We start from the raw sequence: 17,480 nt of genomic DNA, 5'->3' as shown, positions 1-17,480 counted from the left end.
TGCCGTGGAGCAGGGCGGCCGGTTTCCGGCCGCGCCCGCCCGGAGGCGGGTCACGCCCGTCGGCGGTGAGCCGACAGCGTGTCGTTGGCGATGGTGGCGGGCGCCTCGGGCGGCGTGCCCAGGACCGGCTTGTGCGTGCCGGCGGAACGCCGGCTCCGCAGGGCGGCGAGCAGGAGTCCGGCGAACACCGCCGCGCTGCCGGCCCCGAACGGGGCCAGGAGCAGCGCGCCGAGGCCGAGCCAGGGCCACGCGCACACAGATGTCAGGATGCCACCCGCCAGGGTCGCCAGCACCAGAACGAACACTTCGCCCCCGTATTCCCGTTCGATCGCGTTGCCGACGCGCGGCTGCCTCTGGTTAGCGCTCCGAACACAGCCCAAGCAAGCCCGGTTTTTTTGCGGGACTCCCCACGAAGACCGCCGAATCCATGCGCAATACGCAGGACGATTTCGGATTCCGGGCCGAGCTTTGCAGTTTGCCTGGAGAGTCGGCCACTTCATCTCGGCGGGGCCGGACGGCAGGCCCGCGCATTGCTGCCGGGGCCTTCGCCGGGCGGCCGGGCCGCAACCGCGATGAGCCTTAATCCTAACCTGAAATAGCGCGTGACGGCCCCGCTTGGGTTGTGCTTGATGCCAATCAACACAACCTTGAGGTGGCGCCGTGAGACCGATCCCGTTCGTGGCCGTCCTGCTGCCCACGGCCGGCGGTGCCGCCGCCCGCGCGGGCGGCGACGGCCCGGGGGGCGCCGTCCCGGGCGGTGCGAGCCATGCGTTGGCGGACGGTACCGCGGCGCGCGCGACCTCCCGGGCGCCGGGCGAGGCGACCAGCCCGAACGGCGCCGCGCGTGACAATTTCGGCACATGCGGTGCCGCCCGGTGATGGGTCCCATCTGCACGGGCCTTGCCCGGCTCGCGCTCGCCGGGGCCGTGCTCCTCGGCCTCGCCGGTGGGGCCTCAGCCCGGGACTACCGCGAGCCCGACGAATCGATCCTCGACCGGCACGGCCATTATCGCAGCCATGACGGCTCCGAGGTCCACCGCCCGGCCAAGACCCGCGACGGCGCCAAGCCGGCCGGGGCCACGGCCAAGTGCCGGGACGACACCTGGAGCTTCAGCCACACCCGCCGCGGCACCTGCTCCGGCCATGGCGGCGTGGCCCATTGGGAGGGGTAAGGCATCGCGCACGCGCGGAAGAGATCCGCCTAAAATCCAAGAATAGGAATTTTTAGGTTGACACCGGCGCGCTGCTCGGGTACATACCAGGCACGGTCGATACGTATGCGGAGCGGCGGCGATGCGGTCTCTCGATCCACTCCCGCCGGAGCAGCGCGCCGCGGTCGAGCAGCTCCTGCGCGAGACCGAGCTGTCGGTCGCCGCGATCAGCGCCCGCACCGGCGTCAAGCCGGCCACGATCCTCAGCTGGAACGCCCGGTCCGGCTGGCTGCGGCCGCGCCGCCGGCGGCATGACATCGCCGCGCGCTGGCCGGAGACCCGTCGGGCGGCCCTCGCGCGGCTCCTGAGCGACACACGGAACGATCCCGGCGACGTGGCCGAGGCTGCGGGCGTCGGGCGCGCCGCCGCCGACCGGCTCCTGGCCGGCTGCGGCGTCGCCCGCCCCGAACCGGATGTGGGTGCCGAGCCCGGCCGTCTCGATCCGGAGGCGGCGGCGGACCCGCCGACCCTGCGGGCGCATCTGCGCGCCCATATCGCCCGGCAGATCGCCGCCTTCGACGCCGCCCTGAACGGGGAGGGGGCGGCGGTGCTCGATTCCGCCCGGGTGCTGCGCGACCTCGGCGGCCTCAAGCGGCTGCTCGACGAGATGGCCCCGGACGACGGGCGGGAGGGCGGGGATGGCGACACCGAGCCCGACCTGCCGGCACTCCGCGCGGAAATCGCGCGCCGCTATGCTGGCTTTGTCCGCGGCCGGACGGCTGCCTGATTTTCTCGCGACCCTGCCGGCCCCGCTGGTCTGCGCCCTCGCGGACGACTGGCTGCACCAGGCCCGGCCCGACCAGCTTCCGCCGGCCGATACCGGGACCGCCCGGACCGAATCCTGGACGACGTGGGCGGTGATCGGCGGCCGCGGCAGCGGCAAGACCCGCACCGGCGCCGAATGGGTCGATGCCCTGGCCCGGGGCGATCCGGCCTTCACGCCCGAGCCGGTCGGGCGCATCGCGCTCGTCGGCGAGACCCATCTCGACGTGCGCGACGTGATGGTCGAGGGCCCGTCCGGCCTGCTCAACCTGCCGGCGCGGGGACGGGCGCGCCCGCGCTGGTCGCCGAGCCTGCGCCGGCTGGCCTGGGACAACGGCGCGGTGGCGCTGGCCTTCTCGGCGGAGGAGCCCGACGCGCTGCGCGGCCCGCAATTCGGCGCCGCCTGGTGCGACGAGGCCGCCAAGTGGCGCCGGCCCGAGGCCGCCTTCGACATGCTGCAATTCGGGCTGCGGCTGGGCGCTCGCCCGCGCAACCTCGTCACGACGACACCGCGGCCGGTGCCGCTGATCCGGCGCCTGCTCGCCGACCCGCGCACCGTGGTCAGCCGCGCCCGCACCCACGACAACGCCCGGCACCTCGCCCCGGATTTCCTGGAGCTGGTGGTCGGGCGCTATGCCGGCACGCGGCTGGGCCGCCAGGAACTCGACGGCGAGCTGATCGCCGACCGGGACGACGCCCTGTGGGATCGCGCCGCCCTGGAAGCCGGCCGGGTCGCCGCCGCACCGGAACTCGCCCGGATCGTGGTGGCGGTGGACCCGCCCGCGACCTCGGGGGCGCGCTCGGATGCCTGCGGGATCGTGGCGGCCGGGCGGGCCGGCGCCCGGGCCTACGTGCTGGCCGATGCCAGCCTGTCCCGGGCGAGCCCCCAGGCCTGGGCCGGGGCCGCGCTGGCGCTCTATCACCGGCTCGGGGCCGACGCCCTGGTGGTCGAGGTCAACCAGGGCGGCGAGATGGCCGCCGCGGTGCTGGCCCAGTGCGACCCGGCGGTGCCGGTCACCCCGGTCCGCGCCATGCGGGGCAAGTACCTGCGCGCCGAGCCGGTCTCGCTGCTCTACGCGCAGGGCCTGGTCCACCATGTCGGGCCGTTCCCGGCCCTGGAGGACGAGCTGTGCGATTTCGGCCCGGACGGCCTGTCGAGCGGCGCCTCGCCCGACCGGCTCGACGCCCTGGTCTGGGCGGTGACGCATCTGCTCCTCGACGGCGCGCGCGAACCGCGGATCCGCCGGCTTTGACGGTCACGCGTGCGGCACCACACGGGAAAGTGAGATGCGCCTTCATCCTTAAATTGCATACACGCGGGGTGGCTGTTATGATTGGCCGTACATCGGAGGGCGGCCCGTGGACTCGGATCTTGATCCTGAGAACTGTCTGCCCGACGGCGCCCATCGGCGCCTGCGGCTGATCGCTGAGTCCCTCGGTTGCCCGGTGGGCGACTTCTTCGGCCCCCCGACGATCCGCACCGACCTGAGCGCCACGGTGGAACTGCTGCGCCTCTGGCACGCGATCACGAACGAGACCGACCGTGCCACTGTCCTCCGCTGCGCCCGGGACGTCGCCGGTTCGGTCAATCGCGCGGTCGAGCGGGCCTGACCGCGACCGGACCCAAGTTCTTCCAGAGGTCCGAGATCGGGATGCCCGGTCTCTCCCGTCATCCTGGTGGAATAGGTTTGCCCGCGACGGAGAAGCCTCCGCGAGCGGCACCGCATCCGCAAAACAATACGGCGCGCCTCTGCGGGAAGCGCGCCGGGAGTCGGTTCGTGGTCTCTGGAACGCACTGTATCCTGCATACATGAATCGGCGGTCCGTGGCTGTAGCGGTGTCGCCACGGCGTGACGCCGGGTGCGGTGTATCCGCCGCACCGACCGAACGGCTCAGCACAACTCGGCTTCCCTAACGGCGTCGATGAATGCGCGGCCCGGGCGCGGCTCCGGCGGGCGGATCGATGCCGCGCATCCCTGACCGGACCCGTTCGCGCAGCCGTCGGGCCCGGCTCTCAGCCGTTCACACAAAACGCTCGCTGGCGCCGAACCGGCGTCCATTTCCGCGGCGGGCGCTCTCGCGCAGGACCGGACAGGCATGGCGAACCTCCTCGATCGGCTGGCGCGGGTCGCGCGCCGGGCCACCCGTCCGGCTGGGCCGGATCTCGTCACCAAGGCCGCCCCGGCCTTCGCGCTCTACGCGGACGGCCGGGCCAGCTGGACGCCCCGGGATCCGGCGGCGCTGGCCCGGGCCGGCTACCAGGGCAACCCGATCGTGCACCGGGCCATCCGGCTGGTCGCCGAGGGCGCCGCGAGCCTGCCGCTCACCGCCACCGGGCCCGGCGCCGCGCGGGCGGGTGACCTGCTCGCGCTCCTCGCCCGGCCGAACCCGCGCGAGAGCGGCACGCGCCTCCTGGAGACCGTCTATGCCGACCTCCTGCTCGGCGGCACCGGCTACCTGGAAGCGGTGAGCCTCGACGGGCGGATCGCCGCCCTGCAGGCCCTGCGGCCGGGGCGGATGCGGATGCTGCCCGGCCCGGACGGCTGGCCGGCGGCCTATGTCTACACGGTCGGGGGGACCAGCCGCCGGTTCGACCTGCCGGCCCCGGGTGCGCCCGAGGTGGCGCCGATCCTGGCGCTGTCCCTGTTCCATCCGGACGACGATTATGCCGGCCTCGCCCCGATCGAGGCGGCCGCCACCGCGCTGGACATCCACAACGCCGCCAGCGCCTGGAACAAGGCGCTGCTGGACAACGCCGCCCGGCCGTCGGGGGCGCTGGTCTTCGCCGGGGCGGCGCTCACCGAGCCGCAATTCGACCGGCTGAAGGCCGAGCTGGAGGCCAATTACCAGGGCGCCGCCAATGCCGGCCGGCCGCTGCTGCTGGAAGGCGGCCTCGACTGGAAGCCCCTCGCCCTGTCGCCGAGGGACATGGATTTCGTCGAGGCCAAGAACGCGGCCGCCCGGGAGATCGCCCTGGCCTTCGGGGTGCCGCCCCTGCTGCTCGGCCTGCCGGGCGACAGCACCCACGCGAATTACGCCGAGGCCAACCGGGCGCTCTACCGCCAGACCCTGATCCCGCTCGCCGCCCGCACCGCCCAGGCGCTGGCCGGCTGGCTGGAACCCGCCTTCGGCCTGGTGGACCTGGAGCCCGACCTCGACCGGATCGAGGCCCTGGCGGGGGAGCGGGAATCCCTGTGGCGGCGGGTCGAGGCCGCCGGGTTCCTGTCGGTCGCCGAGAAGCGCGCGGCGGTGGGCTACCCGCCGGAGCCGGAAGCGGGCGGGTGAGGATCATCGGCCTCGCATGGTTCCGATCGAGGCGCCGGCCCCCTCTCCCGCACGGGAGAGGGGGCCGGCGCGCCTGGCGGAGCGCGCCGCGTGAACATCGTAACCGCCTCGCGAGGGGGCGTGTGATGTCCGGACAGGCCTCGCTTCGGGCCGCTGAATCATCCCGCCCACGCCCGTCAGGCCGCTCCGGCGCTCCGCCCCTGTCCAAATAAAAACCGACCGAGGATTCTCCCGATGGATGGCCATTTCTCCGGCTACGCCAGCGTGTTCGGCGTGCCCGATCTCGGCCGCGACGTGGTGGTGCCGGGGGCTTTTGCGGCGAGCCTGGCGCGAAGGGGGGCCGCGGGGGTGCGGCTGCTGTTCCAGCACGATCCGGCCGAGCCGATCGGGCGCTGGCTGTCCCTGCGCGAGGATGCCCGCGGCCTGTTCGCCGAGGGGCAGCTCAACCTCGCGGTCCAGCGCGCCCGGGAGGTCGACGCGCTGCTGCGCGGCGGCGGCCTCGACGGGCTGTCGATCGGCTTCCGCACCCTGCTGGCGCGCAAGGGCGCGGGCGGGGAGCGCCGGCTCCAGCGGATCGACCTCTGGGAGATCTCCCTGGTGACCTTCCCGCTGCAGCCGGGGGCCCGGGCTAGCCCGGATCGCGTGCCGTCCGCCGAGGAGATCCGCGGGCTCGCCCGGAGGATCGCCCCCAAACCCACCGCCGGCCTGAAGCCGGCGGTCCGGTCCCGCTTCACCCACCCCAGCCACGAGGTTGCCCGATGATGTCCCATGCCGTCGCCCCGTCGAGCCCCGCCCCGGAGACCAAAGGCGCGCTGCCCGGCCTGGAGAACAAGGCCGGCCGGCCCGGGGCCGAGCCGGTCCAGCCGGCGCTCGACGAACTCGCCACCGCGTTCGAGGCCTTCAAGGAGACCAATGACAGCCGGATCGCCCAGATCGAGGGCCGGCTCGGCGCCGACGTGCTCACCGAGGAGAAGCTCGCCCGGATCGACGCGGCGCTCGACGCTGCCCGGACCCGGCTCGACCGGATCAGCCTCGACCGCGCCCGGCCGCCGCTCGGCCAGCCGGGCCCCCGGGAGGACGGGGCTGCGCAGGAGCACAAGGCAGCCTTCGACCTCTATGTCCGGGCCGGCGAGAGCGCGGGGCTGAAGCGCCTGGAGGCCAAGGCCCTGTCGGCCGGATCGGGGCCGGATGGCGGCTACCTGGTGCCGCAGACCCTGGAGCGGACCGTGCTGGCCCGGCTCGCGCAGGTCTCGCCGATCCGGGCCATCGCCAGCGTGCAGCAGATCTCCGGCGCCCAGTACAAGCGCGCCGCCTCGGTCGGCGCTCCGGCGACCGGCTGGGTCGCCGAGACCGCGCCGCGCCCCGGCACCGACGGGCCGGTGCTCGCCGAGATCGCCTTCCCGGCCATGGAGCTCTACGCCATGCCGGCCGCGACCCAGACGCTGCTGGACGATGCGGTCGTCGATCTCGACGCCTGGCTCTCGGCCGAGGTCGAGATGGCCTTCGCCGAGCAGGAGGGGGTGGCCTTCGTCACCGGGGACGGCGCCAGCCGCCCGCGCGGCTTCCTGAGCTACGACACGGTGGCCAACGCCGCCTGGGTCCCGGGCAAGCTCGGCTTCGTCGCCACCGGCGCGGCCGGGGCGTTCCCGCAGAGCAACCCGTCCGACGTGCTGTTCGATCTGGTCTACGCCCTGCGGGCCGCCTACCGCCAGAATGCCGGCTTCGTGATGAGCCGGCGCACCCAGAGCGCGATCCGCAAGTTCAAGGACGCGCAGGGCAATTACCTCTGGCACCCGCCGCTCACCGCCGACCGCTCCGCGACGCTGATCGGCTTCCCCGTGACCGAGGCGGAGGCGATGCCCGAGATCGCGGCAGGCAGCCTGTCGGTGGCCTTCGGCGATTTCCGCCGGGGCTATCTCGTGGTCGACCGCACCGGCCTGCGAGTGCTGCGCGACCCGTACTCGGCCAAGCCCTACGTGCTCTTCTACGTCACCAAGCGCGTCGGCGGCGGGGTACAGGATTTCGACGCGATCAAGGTGCTGAAGTTCGGGTGAGGCTGGTTTTCGGGCGTCGGCCCGGTCGCCTCTGACGTCCGGGCCGGCTTCCCGTCTTCAGACGGCGCAAGAGCGCTCAGAGAGGCTCCAAATCACCCTGTCATTCCGGGACGCCGCAGGCGAACCCGGAACCCAGAACCGCGGACGGTGCAGGACCATGCTGCACCGACGTGTCTGGATCCCGGGCTCCGCTTCGCGGCCCCGGGATGACGGGGAGGTGCAGCGGGCGGCGAGAAAACTCTCAAGCCCTTGGGGAAACGACCTATCAAAACGCGATCGCCCTCCCCGCGAGCGGGGAGGGCGATCGATGTTCGAACGCTTCAGACCAGAGGTCGGCGAGCTGGGCTCAGCGGCCTTCGTTACCGTCGCGCAGGGTGCCGGTCGGCTCCTGGACGTGGGCCTCGAGGAACCAGAGGTGCTTGTCGACCGCCCGCGAGATCTCGGTGAACAGGTCGGACGTGCCGTCATCGCCGGCCTCGTCGGTCTCGTCGATGTTCTCGCGCACCGCGTTGGCGTAGGCGGCGTAGCTGTCGATCAGCGCCGCGACGTGGTCGGCGATGGCGTAGATGTCGGTCGGGTAGGCCGGCAGCTTGGTCTTCGCGGCGACCGCCTGGGTCGAGCCGAACGCCGTGGCGCCGAGCTGCACCGCGCGCTCCGCGACCTTGTCGTTGAAGTCGTCGAGCTCGGTGCGGAAGCCGTCGAGCATCTCGTGGATGCCGATGAACTGCGGACCCTTCAGATTCCAGTGCGCCTGCTTGATGGCCAGGGCGAGGTCGATGCCGTCCGCCAGCCGGGCGTTCAGCGCCTCGACCGAGACCTGCTTGGCGTTCGAGTCGGTGTTGTTACGGGTCTTGTGCGAGCGGACGGTATTGCCCTTGCCGGTCTCAGCCATGAAATCTGCTCCGTAAATTTGCGTGCGGACGGTCGCGAACATGCCGATACGGCCGCGAATCTTCGCCTAACGCGATTGCGTTGCACAAACGCGACAGCGGGTCCGGTGTTCCGAGCGGCGCCGACACGTCCGGGCGCGTCGTCTCGTCCCGACGGCCTTCGGGCGCGGCTCAGCGACGCCGGCCGGGCTTGGCCATCCAGTCGGAGCGGTTGCCCCGGGGCAGGGCCTCGCCGACCGGGATCCGCGAGAGTTCCGCCGACCGGGTTGCGATCCAGCCGGTATGCTCGGCCACCGGGGTCACCGCGGTGAAGCCGCCGCAGGCGGTCCGGCGGGCCCCCTGCTGCAGGGCGCCGCTCGACCAGCTGACCACGCCGACGATCCGGTAGCCGCCGGGGCCGCCGACCAGGATCGGGCCGCCGGAATCACCCAGGCACGCGCCGGCGCCCGAGGTCTCGGCCATGCGCCGCCGGTCGGTCACCACGGTCACCCGGTTGGCGACCTGCAGCGAGCCGATCGACACGAGATGCGCGAGCCGCAGGGTGCGGGCCGTGTCGCGCCGGTTCTCGGCCACGACGCCGAAGCCGGCGATGTCCACCGCCGCACCGGTATCGATCGAGGCGGCGCCGCGGGGATCGAGCGGGACGTAGTCGGCGCCGAGCGGCGCCTCGAGCTTGAGCAGGGCCAGGTCGACGCCGGGCTGGTCCTCGGGCGTCGTGCCGGGCACGAAATCCGGGTGCATGGTCGCGGCGATGACCTGGGTGCGGCGCTGGCGGAAGCCCCGGTCGACGCTGATGATCGTGTAGCCGGCCGGCCGCATCACGCAATGGGCGGCGGTGAGCACGAGATCCTGGGCGATCAGGGTGCCCGAGCAGATCTCGCCCTCCGTGCTCTCGATGCGGACCGCGAAGCTGCGCGCGCCGTCGGGATCGCGCGTGGTGGTGCCGTTGATCACCGCCGCCGCCGGGGCCGGCATGAGGCCGGCCAGGGCGCCGAGCAGGGCGCCGCCGAGAAGCCCGGCTCCGAGCCCCAGGCCGCGCAGACGCTCACGGGGGCCGGCCTTGCGCATCGGGCGACGGGACATCGGACACTCCGGGGGCGCTCACGGCGCAAGGGGGGACGCAGCGGCGAGGGCGCGGCGCTGAGGGAGCCTAGAGCAAGGCAATGACCCGGCCAAGCTGCGGTTCCGAACCGGCGGGGCGATGCTGGGGGAGAAGACGGCCCGAACGGCCTGTTTGACGGGTCTTCCGTCTCTGCGCTCGCCATGGCGGCGTGCGTGAAGCGACCCGGAGCGGGATGGACCATCATTCGGCTGCGCTCTCGCCATCGCCTCACCCGGTGACGGCCCGTCAGCCGCCCCAGCGCGCGCCGCGGCCCCATCCATCCAGAACCCGGTCGATCCAGCCGCGCTGGGGCCCCACCAGAACCCCCTGGGTGAGGCCGCCGCAGGTCCCGCTGATCCAGGCGGCGAGCGCCAGCACGGCACCGTCCGGGCCGGTGATCGGGCCGCCGGAATCGCCCTGGCAGCCGCCGGCCGCGTCGCCCTTGAGCCAGACCAGGATGCGGCTCGGCCCGTACGGCTCGATCACCGGCAGGCCGACGCTGCGATAGGTGCCGGTCGAGCGCGGGTCGCCCGCTCTGGCCGCGCCGTAGCCCGCCAGGGTCAGGCGCTCGCCGGCCCGGGGGAGGGCGGCGCTCAAGGTGACCGGGGCGAAGCGCAACGGCAGCGGCGTCGCGGTGCGCAGGAGCGCGAGGTCGATGGATTTGCGCCGGCCGGAGGCAGCGCCGGCATCGTAGCCCGGATGGATCGCGCGGCCCGAGACCTCGACCAGGACCGGCGCCCCCGCGTCATCGCGAAAATGGACCCGGTGCTCCCGCCCGGCGACGACGCAATGGCCGGCGGTCAGCACCGTATCGGGGGCGAGCACCAGGCCGGTGCAGACGCCGCCATTCGACGACAGGACCATCACGGCCCCGCCGGCCGGCGCCTCCGCGCCGCCCACGATCGCGCCGGCCGGACGGCCCGCGAGCGACAGGGCCGCCGCCAGGACGGTGAGGGCCGCCCGGCGGCGCTTCGGGACCGGCATTCGAGACATCCAGCAAGGGGGCAACGCGATGATCCCGATACGCGCCGACGAGGCCGTGGTCGAGCCGGTGAGCGTGGCGGAGCTGCGCACCTATCTGCGGCTCGATTCCGACGACGGCGGAACCGAGGATGACTTGCTCGCGGCCCTGATCACCGCCGCCCGGGCGAGCCTGGAGATCGAGGCCCGCCGGATCCTGGTGCCGGGCCGCTACCGGATCGCCCTCGATGCTTGGCCCGCGAACGGCCGGCTGGCCCTGCCGCTGAGCCCGCTGGTGGCTTTGGTCCGCGCCGGGCTGTCCGACGCCACGGGCGTCACCACGCTCGCCGCCGGCCTCGTCCGGCTCGGACCCGACCCGATCGAGGCGCCGGGCCTGCTGATCGACCCCGCGGTGCCGGACCCGGCCGGCCGCACGATCCTGATCGAGGTCGCGGCCGGGTTCGGGGGCGACGGGCCGCCGCTGCCGGCGCCGCTCCGGCTCGCGATCCTGCGGCTCGCCGCCGCCCGCTACGAGCATCGCGGTGACGAGCCCGATGCCGCCCGCACCGACGCCGCCGACCTCGCCGCGCCCTTCCGCCGGATGCGCCTGTGAGCCGGCTTCCCCTCCGATGGCGCCCGACCGGAGCTTCGCCGATGGCGACCAACCCGCATCATCCGCCGCTCGGCGCCCGGCGCCGCCGCTTCGTCCTCGAACGCCCCCTGGAGCAGCCTGACGGGTTCGGCGGCGTGCTGCGCCGCTACGTGGCCGGCCCGGTCCTGTGGGGCGCGATCGCCCCGTCCGGCCTCGCCGACCGCCCGGAGGGCGGCCGGACCGACACGCTGCCCGGATATCGCGTCACCCTGCGCGCCCGGGTCGCCCTCGACCCGACCATGCGGCTCGCCGCCGGCCCCCGCCGCTTCGCGATCCGCGCGGTCAGCGAGCCCGACGCGAAGGGCCGCGACCTGGTCTGCCATGTCGAGGAACTGGCCCGGGAGAGCGCGTCGTGAGCGACCCGAGCCCGCTCCTGGCCCTGCGGGCCGGCCTGATCGCCCGCTTTTCCGGCGACGCCGCCCTCGCGGCCCTGCTCGGCGGCAAGGTCCGGCTCCACGACGAGCCGCCCCGGGGCTCTCTGCCGGTCTACGCCCTGTTCGGCGAGGCCGAGATCCTGGACGATTCCGTCGACGGCGCCGAGCGCCATCGCCACAGCCACGCCATCGCGGTGATCGCCAAGCCCGGCTCGGTCCGCACCGCGCTCGATGCCGCCGCGCGCATGGCCGCGCTCCTCACGGACGCCGCCCTGCCGCTCCAGGGCTGCCGCCTCGTCACCCTGCGGGTGCGGGCGATCAAGGCGACCCGCGACGCCCGCACCGGCGAGGCCCGCGCCACCCTGACGCTCGAGGCCGTCACCGAAACCCAGTGAGAGGAGGGCCCGATGGGCGCACAGAAGGGCAAGGACCTGCTGCTCCGGGCCGGCGACGGCGCGGGCGGCTTTCTGGCGGTGGCGGGCCTGCGCACCCGGCAGATCACCCTCAACGCCGAGACCGTGGACGTCACTAACGCCGATTCCACCGGCCGCTGGCGCGAGCTGCTGGCCGGTGCCGGCGTGCGCCGGGCCGCGATCGCCGGCTCCGGTGTGTTCCGCGACCAGGCCTCGGACCTGCGGCTGCGGCTGATCTTCTTCGAGGGCGCGATCGAGACCTTCCAGGTGGTCGTGCCGGCTTTCGGGACCCTGGAGGGGCCGTTCCAGATCGCGAGCCTCGAATACCGGGGCGACCATGCCGGCGAGGTCACCTTCGACATCAGCCTCGACTCGGCGGGCGTGCTCGCCTTCACGGCGGCCTGAGCCATGGCCAACCGGATCCGCGGCGAGGTGCCGCTCCAGCTCGCCGGCCGGCGCTACACCCTGTGCCTGACGCTCGGCGCGCTGGCCGAGCTGGAAGGGGCGCTCCAGGCCGGCGACCTCGTCGGCCTGGCCGAGCGCTTCGACGGCGGCCGGGTCTCGGCCCGGGACCTGATCGCCCTGCTGGGCGCGGCCCTGCGCGGCGGCGGCCACGCCCTCGACGACGACGCGGTGGCACGCCTGCCCCTGGCCGGCGGCCTGGAGGCGGTCTCCACCGCGCTTGGCGAGGTCCTCGCCGCCGCCTTCGGGGAGGCGCCGGGCCCCGCAAACCCTCGGTAGAGCCGGTGCCCGACGGTTCTGCGTCGGCGCCGGCTCGGCCGTCCGCCTTCCCCTGGGATGACGCCCTGGCGCTCGGGCTCGGCGCGCTCGGCTGGAGCCCGGCCGCCTTCTGGGCGGCCACGCCCCGCGAATTCGCTGCCGCCCTGGGGCGGCGTCGCGGCCCGGAGCCCCTGAGCCGCGACGCGTTCGAGCGTCTGCTCGCCGCCTATCCGGATCCGGGCCCGACCGGCTGAGCCGCGTTGGGCTCCGCCCCGACACCCCGCCAAAGGGCTGAGCCCTTTGGGAGCCCGGGTTTCGCACCTGCCGAGACCCACCATGCAGGAGGGCCGTCCGATGAACGACGCTGATCCCGATCCGCAGGATGCTGCCCGGATCAAGCAGCTGGAGACCCTCGACCGGCTCGCCAAGAATTTCGGCCGCAGCCTGGATGCGGCGCTCACCCGGGGCACCGCCTCGGGGCGCAGCCTCGACGGCGTGCTCGGCACCATTGGCAGCAAGCTGGCCGGTGCGGCGGCCCGGGCGGCCTCGGGCCCGATCCGCTCCGGCATCACCGGCCTGGTCAACGCTGTGCTCGGGGCCGGCGCCGGCAGCGACACCGGCTTCGCCCGGGGCGCGATGCTCCGTGGCGGGCGGGTCCAGCCCTTCGCCTCAGGCGGTGTGGTGGCCGCGCCGACCTACTTCCCGATGGCCGGCGGCACCGGCCTGATGGGCGAGGCCGGTCCGGAGGCGATCCTACCGCTCAACCGCGGCCCGGACGGCCGACTCGGCGTCGCGGCCGGCGGCGCCGCGTCCCGCCCGGTCGCCGTCACGGTCAACATCGCCACCCCGGACCCCGGCGCCTTCCGCCGCTCCGAAGCCCAGGTGACGGCGAGCCTCGCCCGCGCCGTGGCCCGGGGGCAGCGGGCGACGTAAGCGCCCCATCACGCCGCCTTGCTGGCCGCCGCCTCGCGGGCCCGGCTGCGGCGTCCGTCGACGCTGACGGGGGCGACGCCCTCGATGGTGACGCGGCGGACAACCCGGGGCTGGTCGCCGTAATCGTCCACGGCCCGGTGGACCGTCGCCCGGTTGTCCCAGATCGCCACGTCGCCGAGCCGCCAGGACCAGCGCACCGTGTTCTCCGGCCGGGTCGCGTGGTCGGTGAAGATCGCGAGCAGGTGCTGCGAATCCGCGGTGGTGAGGCCGAGGATGCGCTGGATGAAATGCCCGACGATCAACGAGCGCTCGCCCGTCTCCGGATGCACGTGCACCAGCGGGTGCTCGGTCTCGTAGACGGTCCGGGTGAACACCTCGTTGTAGCGCTGGCGGCCGGCCTCCGGGGCGTTCACGCGCCCGCCCACGTAATCGTAGACGTTCGAATGCAGGGCCCAGAGCCGGTCGGCCAGCTCCCGCAGGGGCTCGGGCAGCTCCGCATAGGCCGCCGCCGTGTTGGCCCAAAGGGTGTCGCCGCCATAGTCCGGCAGGGTCACGGCCCGCAGGATCGAGATCGCCGGATAGGCCGGCACGAAGGTCACGTCCGTGTGCCAGGAACTCGCCCGCTCGCCCCGGCTGCCGTCGAGGTCGAGGACGCCCGCGGTGCCGGCGAGCGACGGGACGGTCGGGTGCGGGACGAGGTCGCCGAGCCGCCGGCCGAACGCCTCCTGGCCCGCCTCGTCGAGATCCTGGTCGCGGAAGAACACGACCTTGTGGGTGACCAGCGCCTGGCGGATCGCCGCCACCGTCGCGGCGTCGAGGTCACCCGAGAGCGCGACGCCGCTTATCTCCGCGCCGATGCGGCCGGCGACCCGGCGGATGTCGAGACTGGGGTGCAGCGGCTGCGGGACGGCGCTCATCGTAAGGCTCCTCGGTGGTTCGCCGACGACGCACGACCCTCCAGCAAGATTTTCTGAGATCTTTAGAAGATCAGGTTCTTCGGATGAGCATCCGTCGTCTTCGATGATCTTCGCCCGGTCGCGGCCGGTTGTCGATGAACGGCATTTCCGAAGTTTCGCCCGTTCCGAAAAAACTCTTTCCGGCCGGCGGTGGCCGGGAGGACGTGCCTTCTCCGGCCCCCTCTCCGGGATCATCGCGCCATGGCCGACGCCTTCCACGAGGTGCTGTTTCCCCTCGACGTGTCGCTGCGCGGCAGCGGCGGCCCGCAGCGGCTCACCGAGATCGTCACGCTGGCCTCGGGGCGGGAGCACCGCAACGGCCGCTGGGCCGATTCCCGCCGCCGCTACGATGCCGGGTTCGGACTGCGCGGGCTCGAGTCCCTTCACGCGGTGCTGGCCTTCTTCGAGGAGCGGCGCGGCCGGCTCTACGGCTTCCGCTACCGCGACCGGGTCGATTTCCGCTCCGGGCCACCCGGCCGGGCGATCGGCCCCCTCGACCAGGCGCTCGGCACCGGCGACGGCGCCACCGCGTCCTTCCCGCTGATCAAGACCTACGGCTCCGGCTTCGCGCCCTATCGCCGGCACATCGCCAAGCCGGTGGCGGGCAGCGTCCGGGTGGCGGTGGCCGGCCGGGAGGTCGGCGCCGACGCCTTCGCGTGCGACCCGGCCACCGGGCTGGTCACCTTCGCGGCCGGCCATGTCCCGCCCCAGGGCGCCGCCGTCACGGCGGGCTTCGCCTTCGACGTGCCGGTCCGCTTCGACACCGACGACCTCACCATCGACCTCGCCGCCTTCACGGCCGGCGAGATCCCGAAGGTGCCCCTCGTCGAGATCGTGCCGTGAGGAGTGACGATGCGCGATATCCCAAATGCCTTCGCGGCCCATCTCGCGGGCGGCGTCACCACCCTGTGCCGCTGCTGGTCCCTGCGTCGGCAGGACGGCGTGGCGCTGGGCTTCACCGACCATGACCGCGACCTGACCCTGGCGGGGCTGGTCCACGCCGCCCGCACCGGGCTGGAGGCCGCCGAGGCCGGTGCCGAATCCGGCTTCGCGGTCTCCGGGGGTGACGTCGCCGGGGCGCTGAGCTCCCTCGGGCTGACCGAGGCCGACATCGCCGGCGGCCTCTACGACGGCGCGACGGTGGAGACCTGGCTGGTCGACTGGACCGAGCCGGAGACGCGCCTGCTCATCGATGTCGGCACGATCGGCGAGGTACGGCGCGAGGGCGACGCCTTCGTGGCGGAGCTGCGCGGCCTCGCCCACCGGCTCGGGGCGGAGCGCGGCCGGACCTTCCGGGCGACCTGCGGCGCCGATCTCGGAGACGGGCGCTGTCGGGTCGACCTCGCGGCCTGGCGGACCACCGGCCGGGTCACCGGCCTGCCCGAACCCGCGACCCTGGGCGTGACCCTGGCGGGCGGCTTCGCGGACGGGCTGTTCACCGGCGGAACGCTCACCTGGACGGAGGGCGCCAATGCCGGGCTCAAGGCCGATGTGCGGCTCCAGCTCGGCACGCTCCTCGAACTCTGGACTGTCCCGCCCCGACCGGCGGCGGTGGGGGATGCGTTCAGCCTCACCGCCGGCTGCGACAAGCGGCTCGCCACATGCCGGGACCGGTTCGCCAACGCGGTGAACTTTCAGGGCTTTCCGCACATGCCGGGCAACGATGCGGTGATGCGGGCGGTGCCGGGCTCGGAGCCCGTCCTCGATGGCGGGAGCCTGTTCCGATGAGCGCGATGCCGCGGGACATCGGCGTGGCGGCGCTGGGCGAGGCGCGGCTGTGGCTCGGCACGCCCTACCGGCACCAGGCCTCCCTGCGCGGCGTCGGCTGCGACTGCCTCGGGCTGCTGCGCGGGGTCTGGCGCGGGCTCTACGGTGCCGAGCCGGAGCCGGTGCCGCCCTACGCCGCCACCTGGGCGGAATCCGCCCCTCCGGGCACCGACCCGCTCACCGCGGCGGCGATGCGCCACCTCGTGCCGGTGGCCGGCTCCGTGCCCCGGCCGGGGGACGTGCTGCTCTTCGCCTTCCGGTCCCATCTTCCGGCCCGCCACTGCGCCATCGCCACCGGCGACGGCGCCATGATTCACGCCCACGACCACGCCGCCGTCGCCGAGGTCGCGCTCACCGCCTGGCGGCGGCGGCACCTGACGGGTGTGTTCCGGTTCCCGGAGGATCCTTACGGAGAGCCCGTCGCCACGGTGAGCTTGACGCCGAGGGAGTCCATGACCTTGCGGACCGTCTCGTAGCGCAGCTTCGAGCCCGGGGTGAGCGCCTTGTACAGGCTCTCCCGCCCGAGGCCGACCTCCCGGGCGATCGGGCTCATGCCGCGAGCCTTGGCGACATCGCCGAGTGCCGCCACGAACAGCTCGGGATCGGGATCCTCGAGCGCAGCGGCAAGATATTCGGCGATCGCCCCCTCGCTGTCGAGGAATTCCGAGGCATCGAAGGGTGTGAAGGACATCAGAGATCAGGCCGCCGCGGCGATGCGCAGCTCAACCTGGAGTCCGGCCGCGGCGAGCATCGCGACCAGCGTGTCGATCGCGAACAGGTCGATCTTGCCACGCATCAGGTCCGAGACGCGCGGCTGCGTGACGCCCAAGACTTTCGCCGCCTGGGACTGGTTCAGGCCGGATTGCTCGATGTGATTGCGCAGGGCCATCATCAGTTGCGAGCGGAGGCGCATATGCGCGGCCTCCGCCGGCGTATCTTCGATCGCGTCCCAGACGCTGTCGAAATATCTTTCGGTCATCGTTGTAACTCCTTCACGAAGTCGGCGTAGCGGCGTTTGGCCGTGGCGATATCGGCAAGAGCCGTTTTTTGGGTCGTCTTGCGGAAGCAATGCAGGACGACCACTGCGCCGGGGAATTTCGCCACGTAGATCACCCGGAACGCGCCATCCGGCTCCCTGATACGGATCTCGCGGGCGCCTGAACCGATGGTCGGCATCGGCTTCCAATCGTCCGGATCAAGGCCGGACTGGACGCGGTCGATCTGATGTCCGGCGGCGCGTCGCGCATCCCTGGGAAAGGCGCGCAGGTCGTCGAGCGCGCTCCCGCGAAACACCACGCCTTTGGGTCGCTCAACCACGACACCGCCCGAGCTTATCGAAACCCCAGGTACGTCTCATACAAAAATTTGTATATCCTCGCAATCGCTGCTGCCCACCCCGGA

The 17,480-nt window shown here is 73.3% G+C and carries 26 protein-coding genes; 18 read left to right on the top strand and 8 right to left on the bottom strand.

Annotated elements, in window-relative coordinates:
* Positions 1–50: 50 nt before the first annotated feature.
* Positions 51–305: a hypothetical protein gene (locus LGR69_RS13120; RefSeq protein WP_091865233.1), complete on the bottom strand. Its 255-nt coding sequence runs from the start codon at positions 303–305 to the stop codon at positions 51–53.
* A gap of 355 nt (positions 306–660) precedes the next feature.
* On the opposite strand from LGR69_RS13120, the gene LGR69_RS13115 reads away from it, so the two are divergent.
* The 8 genes from LGR69_RS13115 to LGR69_RS13080 all read left to right on the top strand — a co-directional run bounded on the left by LGR69_RS13115 (position 661) and on the right by LGR69_RS13080 (position 7,312).
* The gene (locus LGR69_RS13115; RefSeq protein WP_139221077.1) at positions 661–879 is read left to right on the top strand and encodes a hypothetical protein; all 219 of its coding nucleotides are present in this window, start codon (positions 661–663) and stop codon (positions 877–879) included.
* A complete protein-coding gene (locus LGR69_RS13110; RefSeq protein WP_091865245.1) occupies positions 879–1,172 on the top strand; it encodes a DUF3761 domain-containing protein in 294 nt (97 codons plus the stop codon). The genes LGR69_RS13115 and LGR69_RS13110 overlap by 1 nt, the downstream gene beginning before the upstream one ends.
* Positions 1,173–1,293: 121 nt before the next feature.
* Positions 1,294–1,938, top strand: a complete 645-nt coding sequence (locus tag LGR69_RS13105) for a hypothetical protein (protein WP_091865237.1) — start codon at positions 1,294–1,296, stop codon at positions 1,936–1,938.
* Complete coding sequence (locus LGR69_RS13100) at positions 1,904–3,226, top strand: DNA-packaging protein (protein WP_230366283.1); 1,323 nt, start codon at positions 1,904–1,906, stop codon at positions 3,224–3,226. The genes LGR69_RS13105 and LGR69_RS13100 overlap by 35 nt, the downstream gene beginning before the upstream one ends.
* A gap of 106 nt (positions 3,227–3,332) precedes the next feature.
* Entirely contained in the window at positions 3,333–3,584 is a 252-nt protein-coding gene (locus LGR69_RS13095) for a hypothetical protein (RefSeq protein WP_007565824.1), read from the top strand.
* 486 nt (positions 3,585–4,070) lie between these two features.
* The gene (locus LGR69_RS13090; RefSeq protein ID WP_230366282.1) at positions 4,071–5,258 is read left to right on the top strand and encodes a phage portal protein; all 1,188 of its coding nucleotides are present in this window, start codon (positions 4,071–4,073) and stop codon (positions 5,256–5,258) included.
* Positions 5,259–5,492: 234 nt separating this feature from the next.
* Positions 5,493–6,020, top strand: a complete 528-nt coding sequence (locus tag LGR69_RS13085; RefSeq protein ID WP_230366281.1) for an HK97 family phage prohead protease — start codon at positions 5,493–5,495, stop codon at positions 6,018–6,020.
* The gene (locus LGR69_RS13080; RefSeq protein WP_230366516.1) at positions 6,020–7,312 is read left to right on the top strand and encodes a phage major capsid protein; all 1,293 of its coding nucleotides are present in this window, start codon (positions 6,020–6,022) and stop codon (positions 7,310–7,312) included. Before LGR69_RS13085 ends, LGR69_RS13080 begins: the two co-directional genes overlap by 1 nt.
* A 346-nt stretch (positions 7,313–7,658) precedes the next feature.
* Here the strand turns inward: LGR69_RS13080 and dps are convergent, their stop codons facing one another.
* From dps to LGR69_RS13065, 3 genes are all read right to left on the bottom strand, one after another.
* Positions 7,659–8,204 carry a DNA starvation/stationary phase protection protein Dps gene (gene dps, locus LGR69_RS13075; RefSeq protein ID WP_007565817.1) on the bottom strand — a complete coding sequence of 182 codons (546 nt, stop codon included), beginning with the start codon at positions 8,202–8,204 and terminating at the stop codon, positions 7,659–7,661.
* 169 nt (positions 8,205–8,373) lie between these two features.
* Positions 8,374–9,285, bottom strand: coding sequence for a S1 family peptidase (locus LGR69_RS13070; RefSeq protein WP_230366280.1), 912 nt, complete (start codon positions 9,283–9,285; stop codon positions 8,374–8,376).
* Positions 9,286–9,550: 265 nt separating this feature from the next.
* Positions 9,551–10,288, bottom strand: a complete 738-nt coding sequence (locus tag LGR69_RS13065) for a S1 family peptidase (RefSeq protein WP_230366279.1) — start codon at positions 10,286–10,288, stop codon at positions 9,551–9,553.
* A gap of 28 nt (positions 10,289–10,316) precedes the next feature.
* Between LGR69_RS13065 and LGR69_RS13060 the strand changes: the two genes are divergently transcribed.
* From LGR69_RS13060 to LGR69_RS13030, 7 genes are all read left to right on the top strand, one after another.
* Positions 10,317–10,877, top strand: coding sequence for a head-tail connector protein (locus LGR69_RS13060; RefSeq protein WP_230366278.1), 561 nt, complete (start codon positions 10,317–10,319; stop codon positions 10,875–10,877).
* Between the two features lie 41 nt (positions 10,878–10,918).
* Positions 10,919–11,272, top strand: coding sequence for a head-tail adaptor protein (locus LGR69_RS13055; protein ID WP_007565809.1), 354 nt, complete (start codon positions 10,919–10,921; stop codon positions 11,270–11,272).
* On the top strand, positions 11,269–11,685 hold the full coding sequence (locus LGR69_RS13050) for a DUF3168 domain-containing protein (protein ID WP_230366277.1): 417 nt from the start codon (positions 11,269–11,271) through the stop codon (positions 11,683–11,685). Before LGR69_RS13055 ends, LGR69_RS13050 begins: the two co-directional genes overlap by 4 nt.
* A gap of 12 nt (positions 11,686–11,697) precedes the next feature.
* Positions 11,698–12,108 carry a phage major tail protein, TP901-1 family gene (locus LGR69_RS13045; RefSeq protein WP_007565805.1) on the top strand — a complete coding sequence of 137 codons (411 nt, stop codon included), beginning with the start codon at positions 11,698–11,700 and terminating at the stop codon, positions 12,106–12,108.
* Between the two features lie 3 nt (positions 12,109–12,111).
* Entirely contained in the window at positions 12,112–12,444 is a 333-nt protein-coding gene (locus LGR69_RS13040) for a gene transfer agent family protein (protein ID WP_122161440.1), read from the top strand.
* 5 nt (positions 12,445–12,449) lie between these two features.
* A complete protein-coding gene (locus LGR69_RS13035) occupies positions 12,450–12,677 on the top strand; it encodes a phage tail assembly chaperone (RefSeq protein WP_091863876.1) in 228 nt (75 codons plus the stop codon).
* Positions 12,678–12,777: 100 nt separating this feature from the next.
* Positions 12,778–13,356, top strand: coding sequence for a phage tail tape measure protein (locus LGR69_RS13030; RefSeq protein ID WP_230366276.1), 579 nt, complete (start codon positions 12,778–12,780; stop codon positions 13,354–13,356).
* 8 nt (positions 13,357–13,364) lie between these two features.
* Here the strand turns inward: LGR69_RS13030 and LGR69_RS13025 are convergent, their stop codons facing one another.
* A complete protein-coding gene (locus LGR69_RS13025; RefSeq protein WP_230366275.1) occupies positions 13,365–14,273 on the bottom strand; it encodes a TauD/TfdA dioxygenase family protein in 909 nt (302 codons plus the stop codon).
* A gap of 240 nt (positions 14,274–14,513) precedes the next feature.
* On the opposite strand from LGR69_RS13025, the gene LGR69_RS13020 reads away from it, so the two are divergent.
* The 3 genes from LGR69_RS13020 to LGR69_RS13010 are packed head-to-tail and all read left to right on the top strand — an operon-like array spanning position 14,514 to position 16,555.
* Entirely contained in the window at positions 14,514–15,155 is a 642-nt protein-coding gene (locus tag LGR69_RS13020) for a DUF2460 domain-containing protein (protein WP_230366274.1), read from the top strand.
* A 9-nt stretch (positions 15,156–15,164) separates the two neighbouring features.
* Entirely contained in the window at positions 15,165–16,040 is an 876-nt protein-coding gene (locus LGR69_RS13015) for a DUF2163 domain-containing protein (RefSeq protein WP_230366273.1), read from the top strand.
* A complete protein-coding gene (locus tag LGR69_RS13010) occupies positions 16,037–16,555 on the top strand; it encodes an NlpC/P60 family protein (protein ID WP_230366272.1) in 519 nt (172 codons plus the stop codon). Before LGR69_RS13015 ends, LGR69_RS13010 begins: the two co-directional genes overlap by 4 nt.
* On the opposite strand, the gene LGR69_RS13005 is transcribed toward LGR69_RS13010, so the two are convergent.
* From LGR69_RS13005 to LGR69_RS12995, 3 genes are read right to left on the bottom strand one after another with little or no spacing between them, the layout of a single operon-like run.
* Positions 16,486–16,770: an addiction module antidote protein gene (locus LGR69_RS13005; protein WP_230366271.1), complete on the bottom strand. Its 285-nt coding sequence runs from the start codon at positions 16,768–16,770 to the stop codon at positions 16,486–16,488. The genes LGR69_RS13010 and LGR69_RS13005 overlap by 70 nt on opposite strands.
* Before the next feature lie 6 nt (positions 16,771–16,776).
* On the bottom strand, positions 16,777–17,058 hold the full coding sequence (locus LGR69_RS13000; protein ID WP_122161434.1) for a helix-turn-helix domain-containing protein: 282 nt from the start codon (positions 17,056–17,058) through the stop codon (positions 16,777–16,779).
* Positions 17,055–17,396: a type II toxin-antitoxin system RelE/ParE family toxin gene (locus LGR69_RS12995; RefSeq protein ID WP_122161433.1), complete on the bottom strand. Its 342-nt coding sequence runs from the start codon at positions 17,394–17,396 to the stop codon at positions 17,055–17,057. Before LGR69_RS12995 ends, LGR69_RS13000 begins: the two co-directional genes overlap by 4 nt.
* Positions 17,397–17,480: the final 84 nt, after the last annotated feature.

It is taken from the genome of Methylobacterium brachiatum, from assembly GCF_020523825.1.
In the GTDB taxonomy this organism is placed as follows: domain Bacteria; phylum Pseudomonadota; class Alphaproteobacteria; order Rhizobiales; family Beijerinckiaceae; genus Methylobacterium; species Methylobacterium brachiatum.
Note: the sequence above shows the minus strand (reverse complement) of the source record. Positions and strands in the feature narration are given on the sequence as shown.

Excerpts from the sequence above, each read along its gene's own strand:
- LGR69_RS13110 (WP_091865245.1), top strand. The coding sequence starts at position 879 with ATGGGTCCCATCTGCACGGGCCTTGCCCGGCTCGCGCTCGCCGGGGCC.
- LGR69_RS13105 (WP_091865237.1), top strand. The coding sequence starts at position 1,294 with ATGCGGTCTCTCGATCCACTCCCGCCGGAGCAGCGCGCCGCGGTCGAG.
- LGR69_RS13100 (WP_230366283.1), top strand. The coding sequence starts at position 1,904 with ATGCTGGCTTTGTCCGCGGCCGGACGGCTGCCTGATTTTCTCGCGACC.
- LGR69_RS13090 (WP_230366282.1), top strand. The coding sequence starts at position 4,071 with ATGGCGAACCTCCTCGATCGGCTGGCGCGGGTCGCGCGCCGGGCCACC.
- LGR69_RS13085 (WP_230366281.1), top strand. The coding sequence starts at position 5,493 with ATGGATGGCCATTTCTCCGGCTACGCCAGCGTGTTCGGCGTGCCCGAT.
- LGR69_RS13080 (WP_230366516.1), top strand. The coding sequence starts at position 6,020 with ATGTCCCATGCCGTCGCCCCGTCGAGCCCCGCCCCGGAGACCAAAGGC.
- dps (WP_007565817.1), bottom strand. The coding sequence starts at position 8,204 with ATGGCTGAGACCGGCAAGGGCAATACCGTCCGCTCGCACAAGACCCGT.
- LGR69_RS13070 (WP_230366280.1), bottom strand. The coding sequence starts at position 9,285 with ATGTCCCGTCGCCCGATGCGCAAGGCCGGCCCCCGTGAGCGTCTGCGC.
- LGR69_RS13065 (WP_230366279.1), bottom strand. The coding sequence starts at position 10,288 with ATGCCGGTCCCGAAGCGCCGCCGGGCGGCCCTCACCGTCCTGGCGGCG.
- LGR69_RS13060 (WP_230366278.1), top strand. The coding sequence starts at position 10,317 with ATGATCCCGATACGCGCCGACGAGGCCGTGGTCGAGCCGGTGAGCGTG.
- LGR69_RS13055 (WP_007565809.1), top strand. The coding sequence starts at position 10,919 with ATGGCGACCAACCCGCATCATCCGCCGCTCGGCGCCCGGCGCCGCCGC.
- LGR69_RS13045 (WP_007565805.1), top strand. The coding sequence starts at position 11,698 with ATGGGCGCACAGAAGGGCAAGGACCTGCTGCTCCGGGCCGGCGACGGC.
- LGR69_RS13040 (WP_122161440.1), top strand. The coding sequence starts at position 12,112 with ATGGCCAACCGGATCCGCGGCGAGGTGCCGCTCCAGCTCGCCGGCCGG.
- LGR69_RS13030 (WP_230366276.1), top strand. The coding sequence starts at position 12,778 with ATGAACGACGCTGATCCCGATCCGCAGGATGCTGCCCGGATCAAGCAG.
- LGR69_RS13025 (WP_230366275.1), bottom strand. The coding sequence starts at position 14,273 with ATGAGCGCCGTCCCGCAGCCGCTGCACCCCAGTCTCGACATCCGCCGG.
- LGR69_RS13020 (WP_230366274.1), top strand. The coding sequence starts at position 14,514 with ATGGCCGACGCCTTCCACGAGGTGCTGTTTCCCCTCGACGTGTCGCTG.
- LGR69_RS13015 (WP_230366273.1), top strand. The coding sequence starts at position 15,165 with ATGCGCGATATCCCAAATGCCTTCGCGGCCCATCTCGCGGGCGGCGTC.
- LGR69_RS13010 (WP_230366272.1), top strand. The coding sequence starts at position 16,037 with ATGAGCGCGATGCCGCGGGACATCGGCGTGGCGGCGCTGGGCGAGGCG.
- LGR69_RS13005 (WP_230366271.1), bottom strand. The coding sequence starts at position 16,770 with ATGTCCTTCACACCCTTCGATGCCTCGGAATTCCTCGACAGCGAGGGG.
- LGR69_RS13000 (WP_122161434.1), bottom strand. The coding sequence starts at position 17,058 with ATGACCGAAAGATATTTCGACAGCGTCTGGGACGCGATCGAAGATACG.